General features: G+C 48.5%; 21 protein-coding genes and 1 tRNA gene. 3 read left to right on the top strand and 19 right to left on the bottom strand.

Translation table 11 applies throughout. The features are described from left to right. Positions 1-39: 39 nt before the first annotated feature. The 3 genes from GJQ69_RS04725 to GJQ69_RS04715 all read right to left on the bottom strand — a co-directional run bounded on the left by GJQ69_RS04725 (position 40) and on the right by GJQ69_RS04715 (position 3116). The gene (locus GJQ69_RS04725; RefSeq protein ID WP_086035831.1) at positions 40-1662 is read right to left on the bottom strand and encodes a CTP synthase; all 1623 of its coding nucleotides are present in this window, start codon (positions 1660-1662) and stop codon (positions 40-42) included. A gap of 174 nt (positions 1663-1836) precedes the next feature. Next, a complete protein-coding gene (gene trxA, locus GJQ69_RS04720; protein ID WP_476695781.1) occupies positions 1837-2214 on the bottom strand; it encodes a thioredoxin in 378 nt (125 codons plus the stop codon). 26 nt (positions 2215-2240) lie between these two features. Then, a complete protein-coding gene (locus GJQ69_RS04715; protein ID WP_236849739.1) occupies positions 2241-3116 on the bottom strand; it encodes a peptidylprolyl isomerase in 876 nt (291 codons plus the stop codon). 164 nt (positions 3117-3280) lie between these two features. Here GJQ69_RS04715 and GJQ69_RS04710 point away from each other — a divergent pair, with 164 nt between their 5' ends. Further along, positions 3281-4213, top strand: a complete 933-nt coding sequence (locus tag GJQ69_RS04710) for a S1 RNA-binding domain-containing protein (RefSeq protein WP_086035833.1) — start codon at positions 3281-3283, stop codon at positions 4211-4213. 6 nt (positions 4214-4219) lie between these two features. On the opposite strand, the gene GJQ69_RS04705 is transcribed toward GJQ69_RS04710, so the two are convergent. Then, entirely contained in the window at positions 4220-5257 is a 1038-nt protein-coding gene (locus GJQ69_RS04705) for a hypothetical protein (RefSeq protein WP_086035834.1), read from the bottom strand. Further along, complete coding sequence (locus GJQ69_RS04700; protein ID WP_086035835.1) at positions 5254-5754, bottom strand: hypothetical protein; 501 nt, start codon at positions 5752-5754, stop codon at positions 5254-5256. Before GJQ69_RS04700 ends, GJQ69_RS04705 begins: the two co-directional genes overlap by 4 nt. A 167-nt stretch (positions 5755-5921) precedes the next feature. Here GJQ69_RS04700 and GJQ69_RS04695 point away from each other — a divergent pair, with 167 nt between their 5' ends. Continuing rightward, entirely contained in the window at positions 5922-6083 is a 162-nt protein-coding gene (locus tag GJQ69_RS04695; protein WP_174193106.1) for a hypothetical protein, read from the top strand. An 80-nt stretch (positions 6084-6163) separates the two neighbouring features. Here GJQ69_RS04695 and GJQ69_RS04690 read toward each other — a convergent pair whose 3' ends face one another. The 8 genes from GJQ69_RS04690 to GJQ69_RS04655 form a co-directional block, all read right to left on the bottom strand. Continuing rightward, positions 6164-6421 (bottom strand): TIGR03905 family TSCPD domain-containing protein, encoded by a 258-nt coding sequence (locus GJQ69_RS04690; RefSeq protein ID WP_086035836.1) that lies wholly within the window; start codon positions 6419-6421, stop codon positions 6164-6166. A 26-nt stretch (positions 6422-6447) separates the two neighbouring features. After that, positions 6448-7281 carry a PHP domain-containing protein gene (locus tag GJQ69_RS04685; protein WP_174193104.1) on the bottom strand — a complete coding sequence of 278 codons (834 nt, stop codon included), beginning with the start codon at positions 7279-7281 and terminating at the stop codon, positions 6448-6450. 160 nt (positions 7282-7441) lie between these two features. Then, positions 7442-8908 (bottom strand): Asp-tRNA(Asn)/Glu-tRNA(Gln) amidotransferase subunit GatA, encoded by a 1467-nt coding sequence (gene gatA, locus GJQ69_RS04680; RefSeq protein ID WP_086035838.1) that lies wholly within the window; start codon positions 8906-8908, stop codon positions 7442-7444. Positions 8909-8917: 9 nt separating this feature from the next. After that, the gene (gene gatC, locus GJQ69_RS04675; protein WP_086035839.1) at positions 8918-9196 is read right to left on the bottom strand and encodes an Asp-tRNA(Asn)/Glu-tRNA(Gln) amidotransferase subunit GatC; all 279 of its coding nucleotides are present in this window, start codon (positions 9194-9196) and stop codon (positions 8918-8920) included. Between the two features lie 12 nt (positions 9197-9208). Continuing rightward, on the bottom strand, positions 9209-10960 hold the full coding sequence (gene aspS / locus GJQ69_RS04670; protein ID WP_086035840.1) for an aspartate--tRNA ligase: 1752 nt from the start codon (positions 10958-10960) through the stop codon (positions 9209-9211). Between the two features lie 133 nt (positions 10961-11093). Next, complete coding sequence (gene pdxR / locus GJQ69_RS04665; protein WP_157658938.1) at positions 11094-12452, bottom strand: MocR-like pyridoxine biosynthesis transcription factor PdxR; 1359 nt, start codon at positions 12450-12452, stop codon at positions 11094-11096. Between the two features lie 207 nt (positions 12453-12659). Further along, positions 12660-13391 (bottom strand): purine-nucleoside phosphorylase, encoded by a 732-nt coding sequence (gene deoD, locus GJQ69_RS04660; protein WP_086035842.1) that lies wholly within the window; start codon positions 13389-13391, stop codon positions 12660-12662. A 40-nt stretch (positions 13392-13431) separates the two neighbouring features. Further along, positions 13432-14103 carry a class II aldolase/adducin family protein gene (locus GJQ69_RS04655; protein ID WP_086035843.1) on the bottom strand — a complete coding sequence of 224 codons (672 nt, stop codon included), beginning with the start codon at positions 14101-14103 and terminating at the stop codon, positions 13432-13434. A 195-nt stretch (positions 14104-14298) separates the two neighbouring features. Between GJQ69_RS04655 and GJQ69_RS04650 the strand changes: the two genes are divergently transcribed. Then, positions 14299-14374 (top strand) — tRNA-Lys (locus GJQ69_RS04650). A gap of 423 nt (positions 14375-14797) precedes the next feature. Here the strand turns inward: GJQ69_RS04650 and GJQ69_RS04645 are convergent. From GJQ69_RS04645 to GJQ69_RS04620, 6 genes are all read right to left on the bottom strand, one after another. Then, positions 14798-15295 carry a hypothetical protein gene (locus GJQ69_RS04645; RefSeq protein WP_174193102.1) on the bottom strand — a complete coding sequence of 166 codons (498 nt, stop codon included), beginning with the start codon at positions 15293-15295 and terminating at the stop codon, positions 14798-14800. Between the two features lie 1065 nt (positions 15296-16360). Then, a complete protein-coding gene (locus tag GJQ69_RS04640) occupies positions 16361-16549 on the bottom strand; it encodes an AbrB/MazE/SpoVT family DNA-binding domain-containing protein (protein ID WP_086035845.1) in 189 nt (62 codons plus the stop codon). A 122-nt stretch (positions 16550-16671) separates the two neighbouring features. Beyond that, positions 16672-17379, bottom strand: a complete 708-nt coding sequence (locus tag GJQ69_RS04635; RefSeq protein WP_086035846.1) for a toprim domain-containing protein — start codon at positions 17377-17379, stop codon at positions 16672-16674. A 328-nt stretch (positions 17380-17707) separates the two neighbouring features. Then, on the bottom strand, positions 17708-18958 hold the full coding sequence (locus tag GJQ69_RS04630; RefSeq protein ID WP_086035847.1) for a CYP152 family fatty-acid peroxygenase CypC: 1251 nt from the start codon (positions 18956-18958) through the stop codon (positions 17708-17710). Between the two features lie 84 nt (positions 18959-19042). Continuing rightward, positions 19043-19393: a four-helix bundle copper-binding protein gene (locus GJQ69_RS04625; RefSeq protein ID WP_086035848.1), complete on the bottom strand. Its 351-nt coding sequence runs from the start codon at positions 19391-19393 to the stop codon at positions 19043-19045. A 361-nt stretch (positions 19394-19754) separates the two neighbouring features. After that, positions 19755-19943 carry a hypothetical protein gene (locus GJQ69_RS04620; protein ID WP_086035850.1) on the bottom strand — a complete coding sequence of 63 codons (189 nt, stop codon included), beginning with the start codon at positions 19941-19943 and terminating at the stop codon, positions 19755-19757. Positions 19944-20788: the final 845 nt, after the last annotated feature.

Here is a 20788-nt window from a genome sequence, read left to right as displayed (position 1 = left end):
GTACCGGCCGTTCTGTATAAAATGTAGTTGTATAAACGTTTATGCGTCCTTATGGTTGTTAGTATGATGATATTCCTTCGCCGCAGCTACCAAGCCCTTAAAGAGCGGATGCGGGCGGTTTGGGCGGGACTTGAACTCCGGATGGAACTGGCTGCCGATGAAAAATGGATGCGAATCAATCTCCATCATTTCCACAATACGGTCGTCCGGACTCTTTCCGCAGAATGTAATGCCTGCTTCTTCCATACGGGTACGGTAATCGTTGTTGACCTCAAAGCGGTGACGGTGACGTTCGTAAATCAGCGGCACATTGTCATACAGCTTCGCAGCCAGTGTACTGGGTGTCAGCTTGCAGGGATATTTGCCAAGACGCATGGTACCGCCAAGCTGTTCCACATCTTTCTGCTCCGGCATCAGGTCAATAACATGGTTCTGGCTCTGCGGGTCAAACTCGGCAGAATTTGCGTCGGCAATGCCCATAACATCACGGGCATATTCCACAATACTCAACTGCATACCCAGGCAGATGCCAAGGAACGGCACATTGTTTTCACGTGCCCAGCGAATAGCAACAATCATACCCTCGATACCGCGCTCGCCAAATCCACCCGGCACCAGCACGCCGTCTGCATCTTTCAGCGTCTGCGCTACATTGTCCTCAGTAATTTTTTCGGAGTCAATCCAGAGGATATTCACCTTGACCTTGTTGCCAATTCCGCCGTGTGTCAGCGCTTCTGCAACGCTTAAATAAGCATCACGCAGTTCCACATACTTGCCGACCAGCGCAATGTTAATGCTGTCCGTCAGGGAAAGTGCTGTATGCACCATGCTAATCCAATCCGAAAGGTCTGGGCCGCGGGTGTCCAGCGACAGGCGGCGGCAGACGATATCGTCAAGTTTCTCTTCATGCAATGCCAGCGGTACTTCGTACAGCAGTGGCAAATCCAAATTTTCAATAACACAGTCCTCACGGACATTGCAGAACAAAGCAATCTTCTGTTTAATATCATCGCCAATGGGGTGCTCGGAACGCAGGACGATAACGTCAGGCTGAATGCCGATAGACAAAAGTTCCTTAACGCTGTGCTGTGTTGGTTTGGATTTATGCTCATGGGAACAGTTCAGATACGGAACCAGTGTTACATGGATAAACAAGCAGTTTTCACGGCCGACTTCCGTTGCAAACTGCCGAATAGCCTCCAGAAACGGCTGGCTTTCAATATCGCCGACAGTACCGCCGATTTCTACAATCGCTACATCTACATTGTCGCGGCTGGCCGCAATGCGCTCCTTAATCTCATTGGTAATATGCGGAATGACCTGTACGGTGCCGCCGCCGTAGTCGCCATTGCGCTCTTTCTGAATGACATTGTAGTAAACACGTCCAGAGGTAACATTGCTGTTCTGTGTGAGGCTTTCGTCAATAAAGCGCTCATAATGGCCGAGGTCAAGGTCTGTTTCCGCTCCGTCATCTGTTACAAAGACCTCGCCGTGCTGAAAAGGATTCATTGTGCCAGGGTCCACATTTAGGTACGGGTCAAACTTCTGCATGGTCACACGCAGGCCGCGTGCCTTTAGCAGACGGCCCAGAGAGGCCGCCGTGATTCCTTTGCCCAGTCCCGAAACGACGCCACCTGTGACAAAAATATACTTTGCTCCCATAATGTCCTCCATCCGTATTGATTTGCGCTTTCGCCAGGATTCGATAAAAAACAATAACTTATAAATTATATCGCTATGCGGGCCCGCTTGTCAAGGTAAAAAAGGAACAAGCCTGCCCGCTGCACAAAAAAGGCGCAGCCGGGAAAATCTCCCGGCCGCGTCGCTGCGGTTTTCTTACAAAACAGCGTCCAGCATTTTGCGGTAATCGTCAATGGGGAACGCACCGACACGGCTGTCCGCAGGTGCACCATCCCGAAAAACATATACGGTTGGAATACTCATGATGTTGTACTTTTCGGCCAGTTTCTGATTCTGGTCAACATCCACTTTCATTACGGTGACGCGGCCGCTGTACTCTTGGGCCAGCTGCTCAATCGTAGGGGCCAGCATCCGGCACGGACCACACCATGTAGCCCAGAAATCGCACAGAACCACTTTATTCTCTTTCAGGGTTTTGTCAAAGGAAGCCTCATCTGCATGAATGACATCTGCCATTATTCTTACCGTCCTTTCCATTTGTACTGTTAGTTTATCAGAATAACCGGATTTTATGAAAAATTCATTCCGGCTGAATTGATTTATTGATAGGCTTCTAGCGAAGCTTTGATGATTTTAATCGCGGTTGTCGGTTTATCGCTGCTGTCCACTGGAGCAGCGGCAATCTTGTCTACCACATCCATACCGTCATACACCTGCGCAAAAACGGAATGGCCGCGCGGCGGCGTAAAGGCGTTGTAGGCACCATCCAAATTTGGGTTTCCACCCTGCTTCTGATACAGTGCCTTGTAGGCGCTTGTCAGCTTATTTGTATTCAAAATAGTGTACTGTGTCTGGGCAATTTGCGGCCACTGGCTCTTGTCATAAGACTGCAGCTGCTGGTATACAGAAGCCGCCTGCTGCCATGTGCTTTCGTTGACTGGTCCGGCCTGGTTAATGAAAAACTGGCTGCCATTTGTGTTGTATCCGCCGTTCGCCATGGCAACTGAGCCGCGCAGGTTGACTAAGTTGGCATTAAACTCATCTTCAAACGTACCGCCCCATACGCTTTTGCCGCCGGTGCCGTCCCCTTTGGGATCACCGGTCTGAACCATAAAATCTTTTATCACACGGTGAAAGGTCAAGCCATTGTAGTACCCCTTTTGAATGAGACCCTCAAAATTTTGTACGGTCTTAGGTGCTGCCTGCGGGAATAAGCGCAGGCGGATCGTCCCCATGGAAGTCTGCAAAACGGCTACTTTCTCCCCTGCCGTTGGTTTTTCCAGTTGGTAACCCAGCTGCTTGCCATCATTTGGCTGCACAGCACTGATGCCGGAAGAAGTGCTTTGGCTGGACAATGCCTGTGAGGAAGCCGCATCCGAGGATGCTGAACTGCCGCAGCCCGCCGCAGAAAGTGCAAACAGCAGCGCCATTATGCCGCAGGCAAAACGCTTTTTTATCTGCATGAAATCTATCATCTTCTCTTTCCTATATCGTCAGAAAGGCGACTATATTGGCCGCTGTCCTGCAATGAAATCCATTATACAAAATTATCCGAAAAAAAGCAAGCCCTGTCCGCTGGAATTCGCGGACTTTCTGCCGCATATAAGTAAAAGACAGCAGCAAAAAAGGAGGTAGTCTAATGTTTGGATATGAACCCGAGGGCTGGCGGATAAACCGAGTGGAAAATCGTGCAGCGCTGCACAGTCCGGCAGCACTGGAACGGGCAAAGCAGACCGGGCAGATACTGGAGGGACGCGCTGTACTGTGTGACAGCAGGCACAACCTGATGGTGGACTTGGGCTGTATGCAGGGAATGATTCCTCGTGAGGAGGGCGCCCTCGGCATTCGGGAGGGCACCGTAAGGGATATTGCGCTGCTTTCACGAGTAAATCGGCCGGTGTGTTTTACCGTCACCGGTTTTTCTGGTGAGGGCAGCAACAGCACAGCGCTGCTCTCTCGCCGCGCCGCACAGGAAGCCTGCTGGCAGAATTATCTTTCCCACCTTGTCCCGGGTGATGTACTGGACGCACGTGTAACACATCTGGAATCTTTCGGTGCTTTTGCGGACATCGGCTGCGGCGTAGTGGCGCTTATGCCAATAGATACCATCAGCGTTTCACGTATTGACCACCCGCGGGAACGTTTTTCTACCGGTATGGATATTCGTGCGGTTGTGCGCAGTATCGAGGGCAGACGTGTCACGCTGACACAGCGGGAACTGCTGGGTACATGGGAGGAAAACGCAGCACACTTTCATAGCGGTGAAACCGTCGGTGGAATCATACGCAGTGTAGAGCCATACGGCATTTTTGTGGAACTTGCCCCAAACCTTGCGGGATTGGCTGAATGCCGTGAAAATGTAAGCAGCAGCCAACAGGCAAGCGTGTACATTAAAAGCATTCTTCCCGCACGCATGAAAGTAAAGCTGGTCATCATTGATACGTTTGAAAATACACAAAAGCCAAAGCCGCCGCATTATTACTTCACCGACAGCCACATGGACCGCTTTCTGTACTCGCCACCGACGTGCAGCCGCGTTATTGAAACAGTATTCACTGAAAAAAATGAATAAAGGTCTTTACTGCTGCCGCATAGGTGCCAGCGCGCTGTTTACTAGCTGGGCACGCCGTGCCTGACGTCCATGCGGGTCCAGCGGCTTTCCCGCACGCAGTGCCATAGTAGCGGGCTGAACGGCGAAAAGCAGGCTGTCCAGCTGTTCCGGACGCAGGCCGTGCAGCAGGCCCGCGCACAGTCCCATCCGCACATTGGCGTACAGTTTTAGGAATTCACTAAATTCCAGCATACGCGCGCTGGACAGCACCGCAAACGAACGGGAAACAGCGTCCTGTGCTTCCATTGTCTTCAGCAGTTCTGTACGCGCACGGCGTTCCCGGTCCACCAGCTGTGCACCGATTGCCAGAAGGTTTTGCACCGCATTCTTTTCGCTGATTCCCAGTGTAATACGGTTAGTCAGTTCATAAATCGCACAGGTAGGCTCAACAGCACCGTCCACAATTCCCCGCAGAGAAAAGCCCAGTTGGGCAACATCATTGGAAAGACGCTCCGCTGCGCCGCCCTGCTGCAGGGCTGGCAAGTGCAGCAGCAGCGAGGGAATCATTCCGGTGCCCAAATCTGTTAGGTTCTGTGTCAGATAGCCAATGTCACGGTGAAAAGCAAAACGCAGATAACGGTCCAGCATGGTGTCAAGCGCGTCCGCACCGGACAGCGCCTGGCCCAGCTGGCTTCCCGGAAGGACAAGCTGGGTATGCACATGGTCACTGCCGTTTACCATAATGCTGATGCTCTCATCTGCCGTATAAAACAAAACATGGCCAACCGGATTGGCGATAAAATCCGGTGTACACAGCTGCCGCTCAACGAACGAAACGGCTGTGCTTTCATCACATTCCTCCATATCTGCGCACAGAAAAGTATGCTGTGCCGCGGGGTGCAGACGTGACAAGGCAGTTTCCATACGCAGGCGGCTGCGCTCCATATCTGAACGGGACATACGCGAGGGGAACGGCAGGTCTGCCATGTTGCGTACCAAACAGACCTTGGCTGCCAGCACCACATCGTTGTCTGGTCCGGCATTTTCATACCATTTATGGTTCATTTATCTGTTCCTCCCCCCAAACGGCGCAGGCTTTCCTGCAGCTGCCGTGTCTGGCATTCTTTTTTCTCCTGCTCCACAGCCTGCCGCAGAACCTCCTGCATTTCGACCATCTGGCTTTGCGGCTGTGGCTGCGGCAGATTTTCACCCGGCATTTTCCCGCAGTGAATATCACTGCCATACAGACGCTGGATAATCGGCAGCAGCCGGTCCTCAAACGCTTCATAGCAATGCGCACAGCCCACTTTACCCGTGCGGGCAATATCCTCGAAGGCAGCACCGCACCATGGGCAGCGCTCTTCACTCGGTTCGTTAGTATCCTCATCCCACAAAAAGTCGCTGAGGATGCTGCCAAAGCCGCGGTCAAGGCCGCTGAGGAGGGTAACATACCCCAACCGGCGGGCACACGCCGCACATAGGGCATATTCCGTAAGCCTGCCGTTTACAATCGTCTTCACTTTTGTTGTTGCGGGATTTTCCCCGCAGGACTGGCAGATCATAGCTTTCTCTCCTTTGCAGACGCACAGGTCTGATGAATTTGTCTCTGTTTTTATTATACCACAGATAGAGGCCACAGTCAGGAAAAAGGACCCGCGTAAAAGCTTTCACACAAACCACAGCAGTGCAATATACTGGATTGTAACAACAAATAAGGAGGCAATTCAATATGTGTAACTGTAGCAACAATTCTAACAACTGTTCCTGTATTGTTCTGATCATCATTCTTCTGCTGTTCTGCTGCGGCGGCTGGGGCTCCGGTGGCGGCTGTGGTTCCGGTGGTAGTGGCGGCTGTGGCGACAACTGTGGCTGCAACAATAACTGCTGCTAATAAACCCTTTTTCCAAATAGTCCGGTAATCAGAAGAGGGCTGTGGGAAATCTCCCACAGCCCTCTTCTTTGTTTGAAGATTCAGTGCTGCTGCTTTTGCAGCGCTTCAGTCAATGCCTTTGCCAGCTGGTCTGGGCAGGAAGTAGGTTTTAACCCACAGTGGATACCACTGCAGCGGCGGATGACGTCCTCCGCCTTCATTCCCTTGACCAGCGCCGCAATGCCCTTTAAGTTACCGTTACAGCCGCCGATAACCTGCACATCGCGGATAATATCACCATCCAGCTGCAAACGGATTTCTCTGGAGCACGTTCCCTTTGTCTTGTATACATAATCCACAGTTGGTCCCTCCAAAGCGTTGACACTCAGGCACTTTCTGCCATGCTTCTCAGCCGGCAAACTTCGGTATCATCCGTTGTATAAGTGCCGAGCGGATAATGATGTTCCGCATACATGCCGCGGAAGTCTGAGCCGCCGGTCATCAGCAGGCCATACTGTTTAGCCATAGCCCGCAAACCTTTGCGGTCCTCTTCGCTGTTTAGCGGATGGCACACCTCCACACCGTCCAGTTCATGGGAAGCCGACATCTCCAAGAAGATATCATAGCTGTCAAACTGCCCCGGATGTGCCATCACGGCCAAACCACCGGCACCATGAATTTGCTGAATAACCTCATGGGTTTCCGGATAGCTGACCGGAATGTAGGCCAGACCGGTCTTTGGGGCAAATAGCTGACGGTACAAATCGCCAAACAGTTCGTCCGTATAACCGGCATCCAGCAGCGCATGCATCACATGCTGCGGAAAGATATTGGTGCTGCCCTGTGCACGGCGGGTAATCATTTCCACCGGCATGGGATACAGGTGCAGGACCTTCTGCAGCATTAAGAGTGCGGCGTGCCGCCGCATTTCTGCAATCCGTTTGCATAGGCCCGCCAGCCGTGCTGGATGTGGGCAGCAGTAACAAAGAATATGTACCTGCCTGCCCGTTTTGCCGTCCGTAGTGGAAAATTCCGCACCCGGAATCACCTCTACGCCCTTGCGTTTCCCGTACATAACCGCCCGTCCGGTTCCAGCAAAGGTGTCCTGGTCGGTAACTGCAATGGTGCTGAGCCCCCGCTTTTTCGCCAAATCCACCAGTTCGTCAATGCACAATGTGCCATCTGACATTTTCGTATGACAGTGTAAGTCCGCAGCCAAAAAGATCCTCCTCTTTCTCTGATATAACAAAATCTTTACTTTATATATTATTATAAAACAAATTCCGATGGGAATCAACAAACTGTATGACAGATAAGGCACAAAAGGGCACCGCATTCCTGCGGCGCCCTAAAAAAGTCGAGCTTTTCTGGTGAAAATATCACTTTTCCTGCAGGCGGGACACACTACGAAAAGTGTCCGCGCGGGCAGCCAGTTCATACTGATGGGCCGCGTTGAGAATAATATCTTCATGTCCAGCACCACCAATAAGCTGCATGCCGACCGGCATTCCCTGCCCGTCAAAGCCACACGGCACACTGACTGCCGGCAGGCCGACAATATTGACCGGCACTGTGCAGATATCCGTCTGATAGGTTTCCACCGCGTCCTGTGCAGTGAAACCGAACGGAAATGCCGTACGCGGTACTGTCGGTGCCAACAGGAAATCACACTGCTGGAAAACCGACTCAAACGCATGACGGATTTTTCGGCGCAGCATCTGCGCTTTCTTATAATAAGCATCATAATAGCCAGCACTCAGCACATAGGTGCCCAACAGAATACGGCGCTTCACTTCTTTGCCGAAGCCGGCACTGCGTGTCTTGGCAATCATATCATTCACACCAGTGTAGTGTTCTGCCTTTATGCCATAACGAATGCCGTCATAGCGGCCGAGGTTGGAGGAGGCTTCCGCACAGGCAAGAATATAATAGACCGGCAGCGCATATTTGATTTCCGGAATTGATAGCGGCACCAGCTCGGCGCCAAGGCCCTGATACACTTTTTGTGCCTGCTCCAGTGCCACCTGCACATCTGGCTGCAGGCCGTCAAAATATTCGGCCGCCAAGCCAACCCGTTTGCCCTTTAGGCTCTGCTGCAAAGCCGGAACCGCCGCACAGCGCGCGCCGGTACAAGTGCTGTCGCACGGGTCCTTTTGGGACAGCACATCAAATAAGATAGCCGCATCTTCGGCACAGTTTGCCAGCGGGCCAATCTGGTCAAAGGAGCTGGCATACGCAATCAGGCCATAACGGGACACCGCACCGTAGGTAGGCTTCAGCCCGACAATGCCGCAGAAGGAAGCCGGCTGACGGATAGAACCGCCGGTATCGCTGCCAATGCCGTACGCCGCCAAACCGGCGGAAACTGCGCTGGCAGCGCCACCGGAAGAACCGCCTGCCACACAGCCTGTGTTGTGCGGATTGCGTGCACCGCCGTAGCAGCTGGTTTCACAGCTGGAGCCCATGGCGAACTCATCCATATTGCTCTTACCGAGAAGTACTGCCCCCTGCTGCTGCAAAATCTGCCAAACAGCGGCATCATACACCGGACGGTAGCCGGAAAGGATGCGGGAACAACAGTCTGTATCAATGCCACGGGTGCTGATGTTGGCTTTCAGCGTCATAGGAACGCCCTCTACTGGACCGAGCGGCTCACCGGCTGCCAGTTTCCGGTCCACCTTTTCGGCGGCCGCCAAGGCAGTCTTTTCCGTCACGCAGGTATAGGCCCGCAAGTCGTCATTTTCACGCTGGACCGTCTGCAGATAGCGGCGGGTAAGCTCTGTGCAGGAGCACTCCCTTTTTCGATATAAATCCTGTATTTTATGAATCGTACTGAATGACTGCATAGGCCCTCCTTACGCGTGCGGCCGAACAACAAAGCTGCTGCCGTCTGTGTCCGGTGCATTGGCCAAAACTTCATCGCAGGTAAGGCCGGACTTTACTTCGTCTTCCCGCAGGACATTTTCCAGTCCGTTCTGGTCAGCGTACGCTTCTTCTTCCACGCTGACGGAAGCAATGGTGTCAGCAAAGGAAATGATTTCATTCATATCTTTTGTCAGGCCGTCCAGCTCTTCCGGAGCGACCTCCAGCTTTGCCAGCTTTGCAATTTTTAAAACATCCTCATGGGTAACCACGCTGATCCCTCCTTACCTGAGCTTGATGTGGACTTCTCGCAGCTGCTGTTCTGTTACCTTTCCAGGTGAACCCATCATCATATCCTGTGCGTTGGAGTTCATAGGGAACGCAATCACTTCACGGATGTTTTCTTCGCCAGTCAGCAGCATAACCATGCGGTCAATGCCGGGTGCCATGCCAGCATGCGGCGGTGCGCCGTACTGGAAGGCGTTGTACAGTGAAGTGAACTTTGTCTGCAGGTCCTGCTCAGTATAACCGGCAATTTCAAAGGCTTTTTTCATAATTTCAATATCGTGGTTGCGCACAGCGCCGGAAGAAAGTTCCACGCCGTCGCAGACAATATCATACTGATAAGCCAGTACTTCTTCCGGTGCTTTGTGAAGCAGTGCGTCCATTCCGCCCTGCGGCATGGAGAATGGGTTGTGCGTAAAGATATATTTGCCTGTTTCCTCGTCGATTTCGTACATTGGGAAGTCGACAATGAAGCAAAGTTCAAAACGACTTTCATCAATCAGGCCCAAACGGTGGCCAAGCTCCGTACGAATCTGCCCTGCCATCTGCGGTGCATTGGCTTTATCGTCCGCAATAAAGAAGATAACGCCGCCTTTATCGAGTCCGCTGCGGCGGAGCATTTCAGCGCGCTGCTCTTCGGTCAGATACTTATCAATGGGTCCTTTGTAGGTGCCGTCGTCCAGCGCCTCAATGTAGCCCAATCCCTTCATGCCAATCGATTCTGAAAAAGAAAGCATCGCCGCAAAGAAAGAGCGTGGCTGCTTGACACAATCCGGCACAACAATAGCGCGTACACATTTTTTGCGGAATGGTTTAAAGGTTGTTTCCGTAAACAGGTCCGACAAATCAATAATTTCCAGCGGGTTGCGCAGGTCCGGTTTATCGGTGCCATACTTCAGCATACTTTCCGCATAGGGAATGCGGCGGAACGGTGCAGGTGAAACTGCTTTTCCTCCGCCAAATTTCCGAAACGTATCGCCAATCACCTGCTCGGCAATGGTAAAAACGTCCTCTTGGGTGGCAAAGGCCATTTCAAAGTCCAGCTGATAGAACTCGCCGGGTGACCGGTCAGCGCGGGCATCCTCATCACGGAAGCAGGGCGCCACCTGAAAATAGCGATCAAATCCGGAGACCATAAGCAGCTGCTTGAAAATCTGCGGTGCCTGCGGCAGCGCATAGAAACGGCCCTTGTGTTTGCGGCTTGGAATCAGATAATCGCGCGCACCCTCTGGTGAGGAAGTGCTTAAAATAGGCGTCTGAATCTCCAAAAAGCCGAGGTCAGTCATTTTCTGGCGCAGATAAGAAATGACATGACTGCGCAGGACGATATTATTATGGACTTGGGGGTTTCGCAGGTCGAGATAGCGGTACTTCAACCGGACATCTTCTTTTGTTTCCCGGCTGGTAACAACATCAAACGGCAGTACAGCACGGCATTTGCCCAGCACCTGCAGGGAAGCTGCCTTTACTTCCACAGTGCCGGTGGCAATTTTCGGGTTAACAGTGTCTTCATCTCGCAGAATCACTTCACCGGAAACCGTCAGTGTGCATTCTTTATTGACATCTCTGAGCATTGCCTCATCGTGTACAACAATCTGGACAACGCCGTACTGGTCCCGCAGATCAAGGAACTGGACCCCACCGTGGTCACGGATATTTTCGACCCAGCCTGCTACACGGACAACTGTGCCGATGTCAGCTTCGCTGATTTCTCCGCAGGATTTTGTGCGGTACTGGTTCTTACAGATCATTCCTAGATTCCCCCTAGTCTAACAAATACAAGCAGATTTTGCAGATGTCTGCCGCAGGAAAGGAGCATCTGCAGTGCTTTATAGTATTAAAGTATATCATCTATTGCAGAATGATTCAACACAAATTGCAAGATTATACGATTTTCCATGCATTCCGCAAGGCAAGAACACCGGGAGCAATCTGTTCCAGCGGAATTCCAGCAAATCCAAGCGTCACCTGATTCTCCGGCCCGGGACACACACGCACATCATGGGCCGCTGCTAGTTCCGCCAGACGTGCCGGGGAAGGTGCGTCCTGCAGATGCAGCGTGACGCAAAGCGGTGTTTCCTGCAGGTGCAGCTGAGCACGCGCACCAAAAGCCTGATGCAGACAGCGGAGAAGCTGACTGCTTTTTTGGGCATATACTTTGCGCAGCCGACGCAACTGGCGTTCCAACTGACCGCTTTTCACATAATCAGCCAATGCCAACTGCTCCACTTTAGAGGCTGTCTGATTATAATGGGACGCACGTGCAAGATACAAGGGCAGCAGCCGCGGCGGCAGCACCATATACCCTACCCGTACACTTGGCAGCAGCAATTTTGAAAAGGAGCCGAAATAAATGACACGGCCGTCCGCCGCCATGCCCTGCATGGACGGAATAGGACGCGCACGGTAGCGCAGCTCTCCGTTATAGTCGTCCTCAATGAGCAGACCGCCCCGCTGTGCTGCCCACTGCAGCAGTTCCTGCCGCCGCAGCAGCGGAATAGGATTGCCGCAGCCCTGCCGGCTGGAAGGAGAAACATATGCAATTTTGGCACCGCTCTGTCGAAGGGCCTCCGGTTCCATGCCGCTTTTATCACCGGGCAAATGAACAACATCCATGCCGCAGTCGGCAAAAACCTGTTCCGCCTGTGGAAAGCCGGGTTCCTCCAGCGCAACCGCCCCGACACTTCCCTGCAGCAGCCCACAAAGCAAATACAAAAGCGGCTGTGAACCGGCACCGATAACAACCTGTTCCGGAGAACAGACAACGCCGCGGGCACCGTAGCTGTAGGCACACAGCGCTTCCCGCAGCGGCAATTCTCCCTGGGGTTCACCATAGCTGACCAGTGCCTGCGGGCGGTTAAGCACCTCCCGAATATGGCGGCGCCAAATTTTCATATCTGCACAGGAGCTGTCTACAGAATCTGTGCCGAAGTTATAGCGTGGAAGATGACGTGGCGGGCACGTTACGGCTGCTGGCCGAGCCCCTCGGCGGCCTCCTCCAGTCAGGACAAAATAACCGCGCTGCGGGCGTGCTTCAATGTAGCCTTCTACACAAAGCTGCTGATATGCGCTTTCAATCGTTGTGCGGGAAAGGCCGAGGTCCTCACTTAGGCGGCGGATACTGGGCAGCTTCTGTCCGGGGCGCAGACTGCCACGCTGGGCGGCTGTGCGCAGCTGTTCATACAGTTGCTGATACAGCGGCTGTCCGTTCTTTTTGTCTATTTGAATATAGTCATATGTCAAAATGCTTTCCCCTTACTGAAACTGTGCTTCCTATTTTCTTCAGAAAGTATTTGTATATGCAGTACAGATGATTCATGTGCTGATTATAACAGACTTCAGCAGGCGTGTCAAAATACAAAAGGCGCTTTTGGAAAGCAGGATAAACCTGCCGAACCAAAAGCGTCTTTATGCTATTTATTTAAATGTAATGTATATGATATCCTAACTTTACGGAATGGCGTGCCATGCTGTTTCCAAAGCGACCTTCATCATATCATGGAAAGAATTCTGACGCTCCTCAGCAGACAGAGCTTCGCCGGTAAAGATGTGGTCCGAAATGGTCAGAATGCTCAGGGCCTTCTTATGGCAAGCCGCAGCAGTCCAATACAAACCGGCAGCTTCCATTTCAACCGCAAGGTGACCAAAATCGCGCAGTTTCTGATTCAAATCCGACTGCGGATAATAGAAAAAGTCAGACGAATAAACATTGCCGACAACGGCGTTTACTTTCAGTTCTTTCGCGGCTGCAACAGAATCTGCCAGCATTCCATAATCGGCAGCCGCAGCCAGCTGGCCGGGGATTCCATATGCATCACCATAAGACGAGTTGGTAGATGCGGCCATAGCAATAACAACGTCACGAACTTTTACCTTATCAGACAAACCGCCTGCGGAACCAATGCGGATGATGGCATCTACATCAAACTGGTTGTATAGTTCTGTAGCATAAATTCCCAGAGATGGGATACCCATGCCGCTGCCCATCACGGAAATCTTTTTGCCGCGGTAAGTGCCGGTGTACCCCAACATATTGCGTATCGTATTGAAGCAGACTGGATTTTCTAAGTAATGGTCCGCCACATGTTTTGCACGCAGCGGGTCACCAGGCATAAGAACTACTTTGGCAATGTCTGTGTTGTCTTTGACGGTAATGCTTGCTGATATTGAAGTCTTTGCCATAATTTTCCCCTTCTATTTAAAAATATAGCTATTTAAAAACTTATTTATTCTGCCCATAATGGTACAGCATGAAATCACGCATATAAGACACATCCTCTGCAGAAATGCTGCACGGCCGGCCAATGGTTAGCGCCTGCTGATAGACCTGCGCCGTCATTTCCAGCACCGTGCAAACTTTAAACGCCTGGTCCAGGTTGGCTCCAACGCACACAGCGCCATGATTTGCTAACAGGCAGGCTGTGCCTTCCTTTCCCAATGCTTTCTGCACATTTTCAGCCAGCTGCTGCGTTCCCGGAAGCGCATACGGCGCAACCGATACCGTACCGCCTAAAGTCTGCGCCGCTTCGTCCAAAATGGGTGGAATCGGCTGATGGAGCACAGCGAACACCATGGAATGCATAGGGTGTGTATGGATAATAGCCTGTACGTCCGGCCGTGCCCCGTAAATATCGCGGTGCATTCCCTCTTCTACTGTTGGTTTGCGTGTGCCCTGCACAATCGTGCCGTCCACACGCACGACAACGATGTCTCCTTCTGTAAGAGTATCATACGGCATAGCAGACGGTGTCAAATAGATAAGCCCTGTTTCCGGGTCCCGTACGCTGAGGTTCCCCCATGTTTCCACCGTCAGGCCACTGTGCAGCATTTTCCGTCCTGCCTGCAGCAGTGCTTCTTTATAACCGCTCTTTATTTCTTCTTCACACCTGCTCATTGTTTTCTCCTATTATCCTGTTTTTCCTTTTTTATTTTACCTGTGATTACAAAAACAGTCAATGCCCTCTTAGAAGAAAACAGAATAAATGCATTTTCTAAAAAGAATCTCTAAAAAATGCAAAATAATCCTTGACATCATAAATAAAAGGGTGTATTCTATTAGAGCCGGTTCAAAAGGGGCAACAAAAAATATGAATCATTAGCTCAGTCGGTAGAGCACCTGACTTTTAATCAGGGTGTCCGGGGTTCGAATCCCCGATGGTTCACCAAAGGGAATCCGCATGGTTAAGCCGTCTTTAAGGTTTGACCATGCGGATATTTTTATTTGCGGGCATAAAAAATGTGCTTCCAAAAGGAAACACATTTTCGAACTAATTATAATCTAATTTAGTCTCTATAAGAATTCATCTTATTACATATCCAATTATCTAATTTAGCAACTACTGAATCGCCTGTATTGGGACTGGCAGTCCAGTAGCTATGGATAATTCCGATAATTCGATTTTGACTCTCAAGGCACGGCCTGCCGCTCATTCCCCCTATGGATTGCTAGCTGGTCGAAATAATGCGAGAACTGTTTACAGCGTCAACGTTACAACGTTGTAAATACAGATAGGCAGAATTCTTTTACTATTCCCCATAATTTTCACATTTCCCCCAAATGTCATGGAATTCTAAATACAAGTAGGCTACTAACCGTCAATCTTTGTCACTTGCGATGTCACAATATCCTTTTTATAGGAGTAATTGTTTTTGGAAGATGGGAGCGTATTCTGTGACCATTGAGTGGCTTCACCGGGAACAGGTTTTGCATTTTCCATAATCCGATTAAATGTGATGCGGCCTTCTTCGCCACCTTTCGTAAGCAACAGTTGCAGTTCCTCAGATGTGATACCGAATCCACTATAGTTTGTCTCTTTTGCCTTTGTAATGATTTGTTGAAGGGAGTCCCCAACATATGCGGAAAAAATTTTGGATATTTTCCCATTGCTGGTCATATAAATTCCGGTTTCTCCTTTCTCTACACAAGAAAAGCCAAACAGATATGTCGTTGTTCCATCAGCATTTTTTGTAGGCTTTCCCGCAACAAATGTCTTTAGAACTTTTCCATTTCCAACGGCGTAACTGACTTTTGTACTTTTGATTTTTGGTGTGATTAGGAAACAATACTTTTCACCGACCGAAAACAATGTCCTGCTCGTTGTATCCGACTCAACATTGTCGGCCATACCGGCTGCATAGGAAGGCACCGCAACAAAGCTAACAAAGCTGAAAAGTAATGCGGCACATATCAGAATCTTCCCCATCCATTTATAAACTGATGATTCATTTTGCTCCTCCTTTTTTTAATGTGAAATGGTCCAATATCATCTATAAAAAGAATACAGCTTTTTATCCAGATGTCAATATGTGGAACACAAGGATTATAAAAGAATTTAGTATTTCTTTTTTATTAGTAACAGTTGTGCCGGTCATAGCAGCCGCACTGTCCAGCAACTCAATTGTTGAAGATGTTGGCCGGTTGTGGTTTCCATTAAATTCGCATACAAATTCCTGATACGCGATACCCCGATAATCTCATCTTTTGCGTATCCGTCTAGTGATGAATGCAATCAGAACTTCCTTAACAGTTGCTGCTATATGGTAAAGATGGGGACTTTTTGTAATCTTAATTGACAAATCAATCATAAAAGGGGTAAAATAACAGTAAAACGAGGAACAAAATGGATATAAAATACAAAACAAACTGGAAGATGAGAAAAAGGATCATACCAATCATAGGCACTACCATAATAATGGCTGCCGCAGTCATTCCTGCATCGGCAGCAGATGTTATTACGCAGAAAGTTGACTATACTCAGAACATACAGCAAATCTCCCGGCTGTAATTTGCGTACCATCTTTTTATATTGCGGCCTATTGAAATCCTTTCCAGATTGCTTATCTGTATAAATGCATCTATCTAAAACAGATTTTCTCATGCATTGCAATTCGTTGCCTATCTTCGTTTTGGTCCATGCTTGATACTCGAATATATCCATAAACTTTGCTTGCCATCTGTTGGCCTCCATTACGTATATCTAGTACATCGGTTTCATGTATGGTCAAACAAATATTTTACAAGATTATAGATGTATTGAATAGTCGTATGCTGATTTTCGAGTTGGTTCAGTATGGGCGGTATTTTCGTTCAGTGAACAAGAAAAGGCGGAGGAAAAGGACCTCCGCCTTTTCTTTGCTACTCTAGTCATTTATTATTCTTTTTTCTGTGCCGGGCGTACAAGAATGCCAGCGTCTGTTCCAACCATTTCAATGGCCTGGCCTTGGAACATCCCAAAGCGATCACGCAAACTTTTCGGGATAACCAACCTTCCCAACTTATCTATGCATCTGATTTCACCAATCGCATAAATGGTAATGTTTCCTTTTAAAGACTGATTCATAAAAGTTCATCTCCTTTATTTATAAAGAAGGTCCGCCATACTGGCGGACCTTCTGCTGCAATCTGGCAGGCTGCATCTGTTTCTCCAGTACAGCTGCGTTTCTTCTATAATCAACTAAGACGTCATTCCAATCGTTTAGGGCTGGAGTATGCACAAGGATGTTGATACTTATTCCCAAATTCTTTCTGTATACGAACCGTTGCATTTTGCCCGACTGTTATAGTGTGCCCATTTTCGGCGGTGTCCACGTTAAGACCCAAAATAATGTTCTTGACACTTGGATGATCTTTTAAAAACTGCGTAAGGACATACGACGTTGATACGCCGCCCAAAGAAATCATCGGATAATCCATGCGTGGACTCTGCAGCTCCTTACACATAGACCAGTAACTCATAGCTTCAATCGGACTTTCAAAGACACAGACCGTGCTGGCCGCAGGACCCGCAGCATTCTCGTTGATAGTAAAACCATAATCTTTGCGTGAACCTATAACATCCACTTTGTACTTACCGGACATAACGCGCAGAGGAGCATAATACGGCTCTTTCTGCAACGTATAGCCAACCATAATGACATTTTGATAGGCTGCCGTACGTCTGAACTGCACTAAATCATGTATCGTGCTAGCTGGAATGCATGGTACAACCCGTTCTCCTTTCGGATTGTGCGTGTAAAGCGTTACCGTTTGCAGCGGAATATCCTGAAACTTGTCCGCAAAACGTTCCTTTACAGTGTACCAGGCTTGTCCCTGGCCGTCATATCCTGCAATATCAAAGTGCGCATATGTTAATGCCTTGATAAACTTTTCCATCCCTTTGTAATGAAACATATAGCCTATATATGCTATATCTATATCATTTTTGTTGCATCAGTCTTAATTCCTGCTGATAATTACTCAAAACATTCCCTATACCGGGAAGCTACGTTAAAGTTATAAATACAGAAGGACATGGCAACCCTCCACATATAGAAGCTGAAACAGGAGTAAAAATTGTGATGTTACATTTAGTAACGGGGAATATCACAGATGGCTGGCTAACTTCGAATTGGCAAATCCAGTGTAAATATAATTCCACCCATATTCTAACAGTTTACTGATGAATATGGGTGGAATGTTGCTTCGGGTAGATGCTTTTCTACTCGGATAATCATTATATTTATTTAGATATCACATTATTGAGTATGAATCCGCTTTTCGGCAAAGTCGGTATTCTTGCCATATTATAACCTAAATTCTGATCCGGCACTTTGTAATCAATCTTATTCATAAGAAAGTTAAGTGTAGCTTTCATAATTTCAACGGTAATACTTTCTCCAGGGCAGCGGTGTCCGTTGGCAGGATCACCCCCACCATGTGGGATAAACTCAAACGGATTGTATTGCCAATTTCTGAACCGTTCCGGCTGAAATTCATACGGCTTATCCCATATACGTGAATCGTGATTTATGCCGTATACATCAAGAAGTACGAGTGTTCCTGTTTTAAACTCGCAACTATTCCAGACAAATTCTTTTTTTACTTTTGCCCCGACAAAAGGGGTAAAGGGGTAAAAACGCCGCACTTCCTGCACAAACATGTGGGGCGCATCGGCATCGCTTAGCAACATATTTTTATACTCAGGATGTTCATGCAATGCCAAAGCCATAAACGTAATATAAGTTGAAATGGCGACTATAGGGCGAATTAAGTTAATCAGTTCCTTTGCCGCCATATTAATCTCCAGCAAATTACCGTCAAGTTCTTTATAATTCGCCACCTTATAAAGCGCTGATACTTCAGGGACATTTAACCTGCCTGCCCGTACATTATCTACAATATTTTCTATCCATTTTTCTGTTTTTGTCCTCGCTGCTCTCCCTTTCCAATACCTTGGTCCAACAGCTCCAAAAGCGTCAATCATTTTAGCAAAATCGTCCGCATATTCCTTAGTTTCAGATTCTAATAACGGAACGCCAGCCCATTTGCAGGCCGTTTTACATAAAACAATCTTTGCTTCGTCAAAAAGTTTAATCTTTTCAGCCGTTTCCCATCTGGGTATAACAGCTTCCCATTCCTTATAGGCAAGATCGGCAAGCGTCTTTGGATGCTGATTATTTGTCAGCGACATAAAAAGAGATTTGCGGTGTAAATGCGCCTCGCTATCCATTCCCTGTATAGCATTTTCACCGGTAAGGGTTTTTTGTACCCGTTTAGGCGCCGCACCACTGCGCACAAACCGTTCCGTATCGTAGAATATTTCCGCTGCTTCTTTTCCGGTTATACATATTACTTCCTGTCCCAATAAGTGTGTTTTAAATAAATCAGATTTATGTTTATCCATCCTGTTTTTTATATACAGATAACCTTCTTGTGACAGGGCAAGGGTTTCATCCATATTTTTTTCATGTGGAGTATTGGTTTTTGGCATAGGCGAATTGTTCCTTTCTATACCTAAATAAATATATTGGAATACACTTGATACAGTAAAACCAGTTTTACTGATATGATCCCTTTATTTTGCTGCTGCCATCATATTGCATTCATTTGCACAAGTACGGCATTCATCAGCACATTTTTGGCAATGTATGTCTTTAAACATATCGCATTCCGTTGCACAATCATTGCACATTGTAGCACAAAGTTTGCACAAATCCATTGCATACTTAGCGTCCATTGACATAAAAGATGCCGCTTCTTTACAGATGCAGGCACATTCGTTTAGCATTGCAATACATTTTTTTCTTGCGGTGACATCCGGCTCACTGAGGCACATTGTCATACATTCCATACAAGCCTGTGCGCACCTGTTACAAGCATCAATACATTTTTGATATTTGTCAATTGCCTTGTTAACAATTCCCATAATTAAGATTACCTCCTTTTCGGTTTATATTAGCATTACTAATAAAATATAAAAAATACATTGACCTAACCAATAAAAACCTTACACCGTAATCTCCGTTCCGTTCACGAGCTTAAGGTGGTCATTCCATACATCGAGTGAGGAGCTCACGGTCTCGGTCGGTGCGCCTTGAGCATCGTATCTTGTGACCCCCTCGTTTTCCCTGAAGGATTTTTTGACCGTCTTCTCGACTACTTCAATTTCCTGCTGCAATAAAGCCGACCGGCAGACCATTTTTCAGCACAAGCAGAAAGCACTTCATTTTCCCTTGCTTCTCGACGGTATAACCAATTTTTCAAGGTATTCAACAATCTCATCCATATCACTTGTTTCTTTCTTCCACGCCCTGCTGCGGCTGTATCCTTGCGTTATTGATGCGGTTGGCTTCCATTTGTGCGTCCTTTAGGTTCTCGTCAAGAGTTGCTGCCTTTTCAAAGTCGCCATGCTCCAGTTTTTGCTGAAATTCCTTGATGTCCGTAGTCCCAAACGCTTGTACCATTTTCTGCTGCAAATTCGCTCGCCTCGGCATTGGAAATCCGTTACTTTGTTCCCGCTAATTCAAGTTCATGATGAACCATTGTGGCCTTATGCGGCCGAGATACTGCAGCAAGCGCCGCAGACAGTGCCTGTACCTTATCACTGCATTGCAGCGCGTTACTAACAAGCAGATTGTCAACATCCGTCTGGCTGATAGCCAAGCCACCGGGACAGGTGTCCCTGCTGGCCGAGGTCAATTAACAGCACCTTTTTCCAAGTGACTGAAGTCCGGCACCAATGTTCAGTGCCGTTGTTGTTTTGCCAACTCCACCTTTTTCGATTGCAGACGTTATCCGGCACTTTCCTAGCAATCCAGTGACGGCCGCCGATGGTTTCAAATCACAGGCTGTCCGTCCTGCGCCGGATAATACTTAACCAGTGGGTCCGCTCCCAACACCCGCGGATCAGAAGTAATGTTTTCCGTAGCTGGCATCTCAGATGCCCACTTCCTCCACAGCATTTGGTACAGCCGTAAACCGCATGAGATTTTGAGGCAGTTTAATAGTCACACGGGAAAGTACGGATTGATAAGTTGCGTACTATTCCCCGGGATGAATCGTTACGAATTTTTTGGGTTAAAAAATGTCCCAAACTGGAATTATCGTTTCGTGCAATCATAGTTGAACCGTCATAAGAAGCTTCTTTCAACCAGAATTGCTATACAAGCCATAAGTATCTATCCTCACCATTATCTTTTATGTATATGTAGTAGCGTTTAAAGCCTCCGTTCCAAGGACTGCGTTCTGATATTCCATTGTTCCTGCCGAGTTTTTCATGTAAGTATTCCCCTTTTGCTTTACCATATTGTGATTCACTTCC

This window comes from Caproicibacterium lactatifermentans (assembly GCF_013315815.1).
Taxonomy (GTDB): domain Bacteria; phylum Bacillota; class Clostridia; order Oscillospirales; family Acutalibacteraceae; genus Caproicibacterium; species Caproicibacterium lactatifermentans.
The sequence above is the reverse complement of the archived record's forward strand: the minus strand, read 5'-3'. Positions and strand labels throughout refer to the sequence as shown.

What these genes read in the sequence shown, in the direction of transcription:
- GJQ69_RS04710 (WP_086035833.1), top strand. Translation starts at nt 3,281, where the DNA reads ATGTTTGGATATGAACCCGAGGGCTGGCGGATAAACCGAGTGGAAAAT.
- gatA (WP_086035838.1), bottom strand. Translation starts at nt 8,908, where the DNA reads ATGCAGTCATTCAGTACGATTCATAAAATACAGGATTTATATCGAAAA.
- GJQ69_RS04700 (WP_086035835.1), bottom strand. Translation starts at nt 5,754, where the DNA reads ATGATCTGCCAGTCCTGCGGGGAAAATCCCGCAACAACAAAAGTGAAG.
- GJQ69_RS04655 (WP_086035843.1), bottom strand. Translation starts at nt 14,103, where the DNA reads ATGAGCAGGTGTGAAGAAGAAATAAAGAGCGGTTATAAAGAAGCACTG.
- GJQ69_RS04715 (WP_236849739.1), bottom strand. Translation starts at nt 3,116, where the DNA reads ATGATAGATTTCATGCAGATAAAAAAGCGTTTTGCCTGCGGCATAATG.
- GJQ69_RS04630 (WP_086035847.1), bottom strand. Translation starts at nt 18,958, where the DNA reads ATGCCAAAAACCAATACTCCACATGAAAAAAATATGGATGAAACCCTT.
- GJQ69_RS04725 (WP_086035831.1), bottom strand. Translation starts at nt 1,662, where the DNA reads ATGGGAGCAAAGTATATTTTTGTCACAGGTGGCGTCGTTTCGGGACTG.
- aspS (WP_086035840.1), bottom strand. Translation starts at nt 10,960, where the DNA reads ATGATCTGTAAGAACCAGTACCGCACAAAATCCTGCGGAGAAATCAGC.
- deoD (WP_086035842.1), bottom strand. Translation starts at nt 13,391, where the DNA reads ATGGCAAAGACTTCAATATCAGCAAGCATTACCGTCAAAGACAACACA.
- GJQ69_RS04695 (WP_174193106.1), top strand. Translation starts at nt 5,922, where the DNA reads ATGTGTAACTGTAGCAACAATTCTAACAACTGTTCCTGTATTGTTCTG.
- GJQ69_RS04705 (WP_086035834.1), bottom strand. Translation starts at nt 5,257, where the DNA reads ATGAACCATAAATGGTATGAAAATGCCGGACCAGACAACGATGTGGTG.
- GJQ69_RS04625 (WP_086035848.1), bottom strand. Translation starts at nt 19,393, where the DNA reads ATGGGAATTGTTAACAAGGCAATTGACAAATATCAAAAATGTATTGAT.
- GJQ69_RS04640 (WP_086035845.1), bottom strand. Translation starts at nt 16,549, where the DNA reads ATGAATCAGTCTTTAAAAGGAAACATTACCATTTATGCGATTGGTGAA.
- GJQ69_RS04635 (WP_086035846.1), bottom strand. Translation starts at nt 17,379, where the DNA reads ATGTTTCATTACAAAGGGATGGAAAAGTTTATCAAGGCATTAACATAT.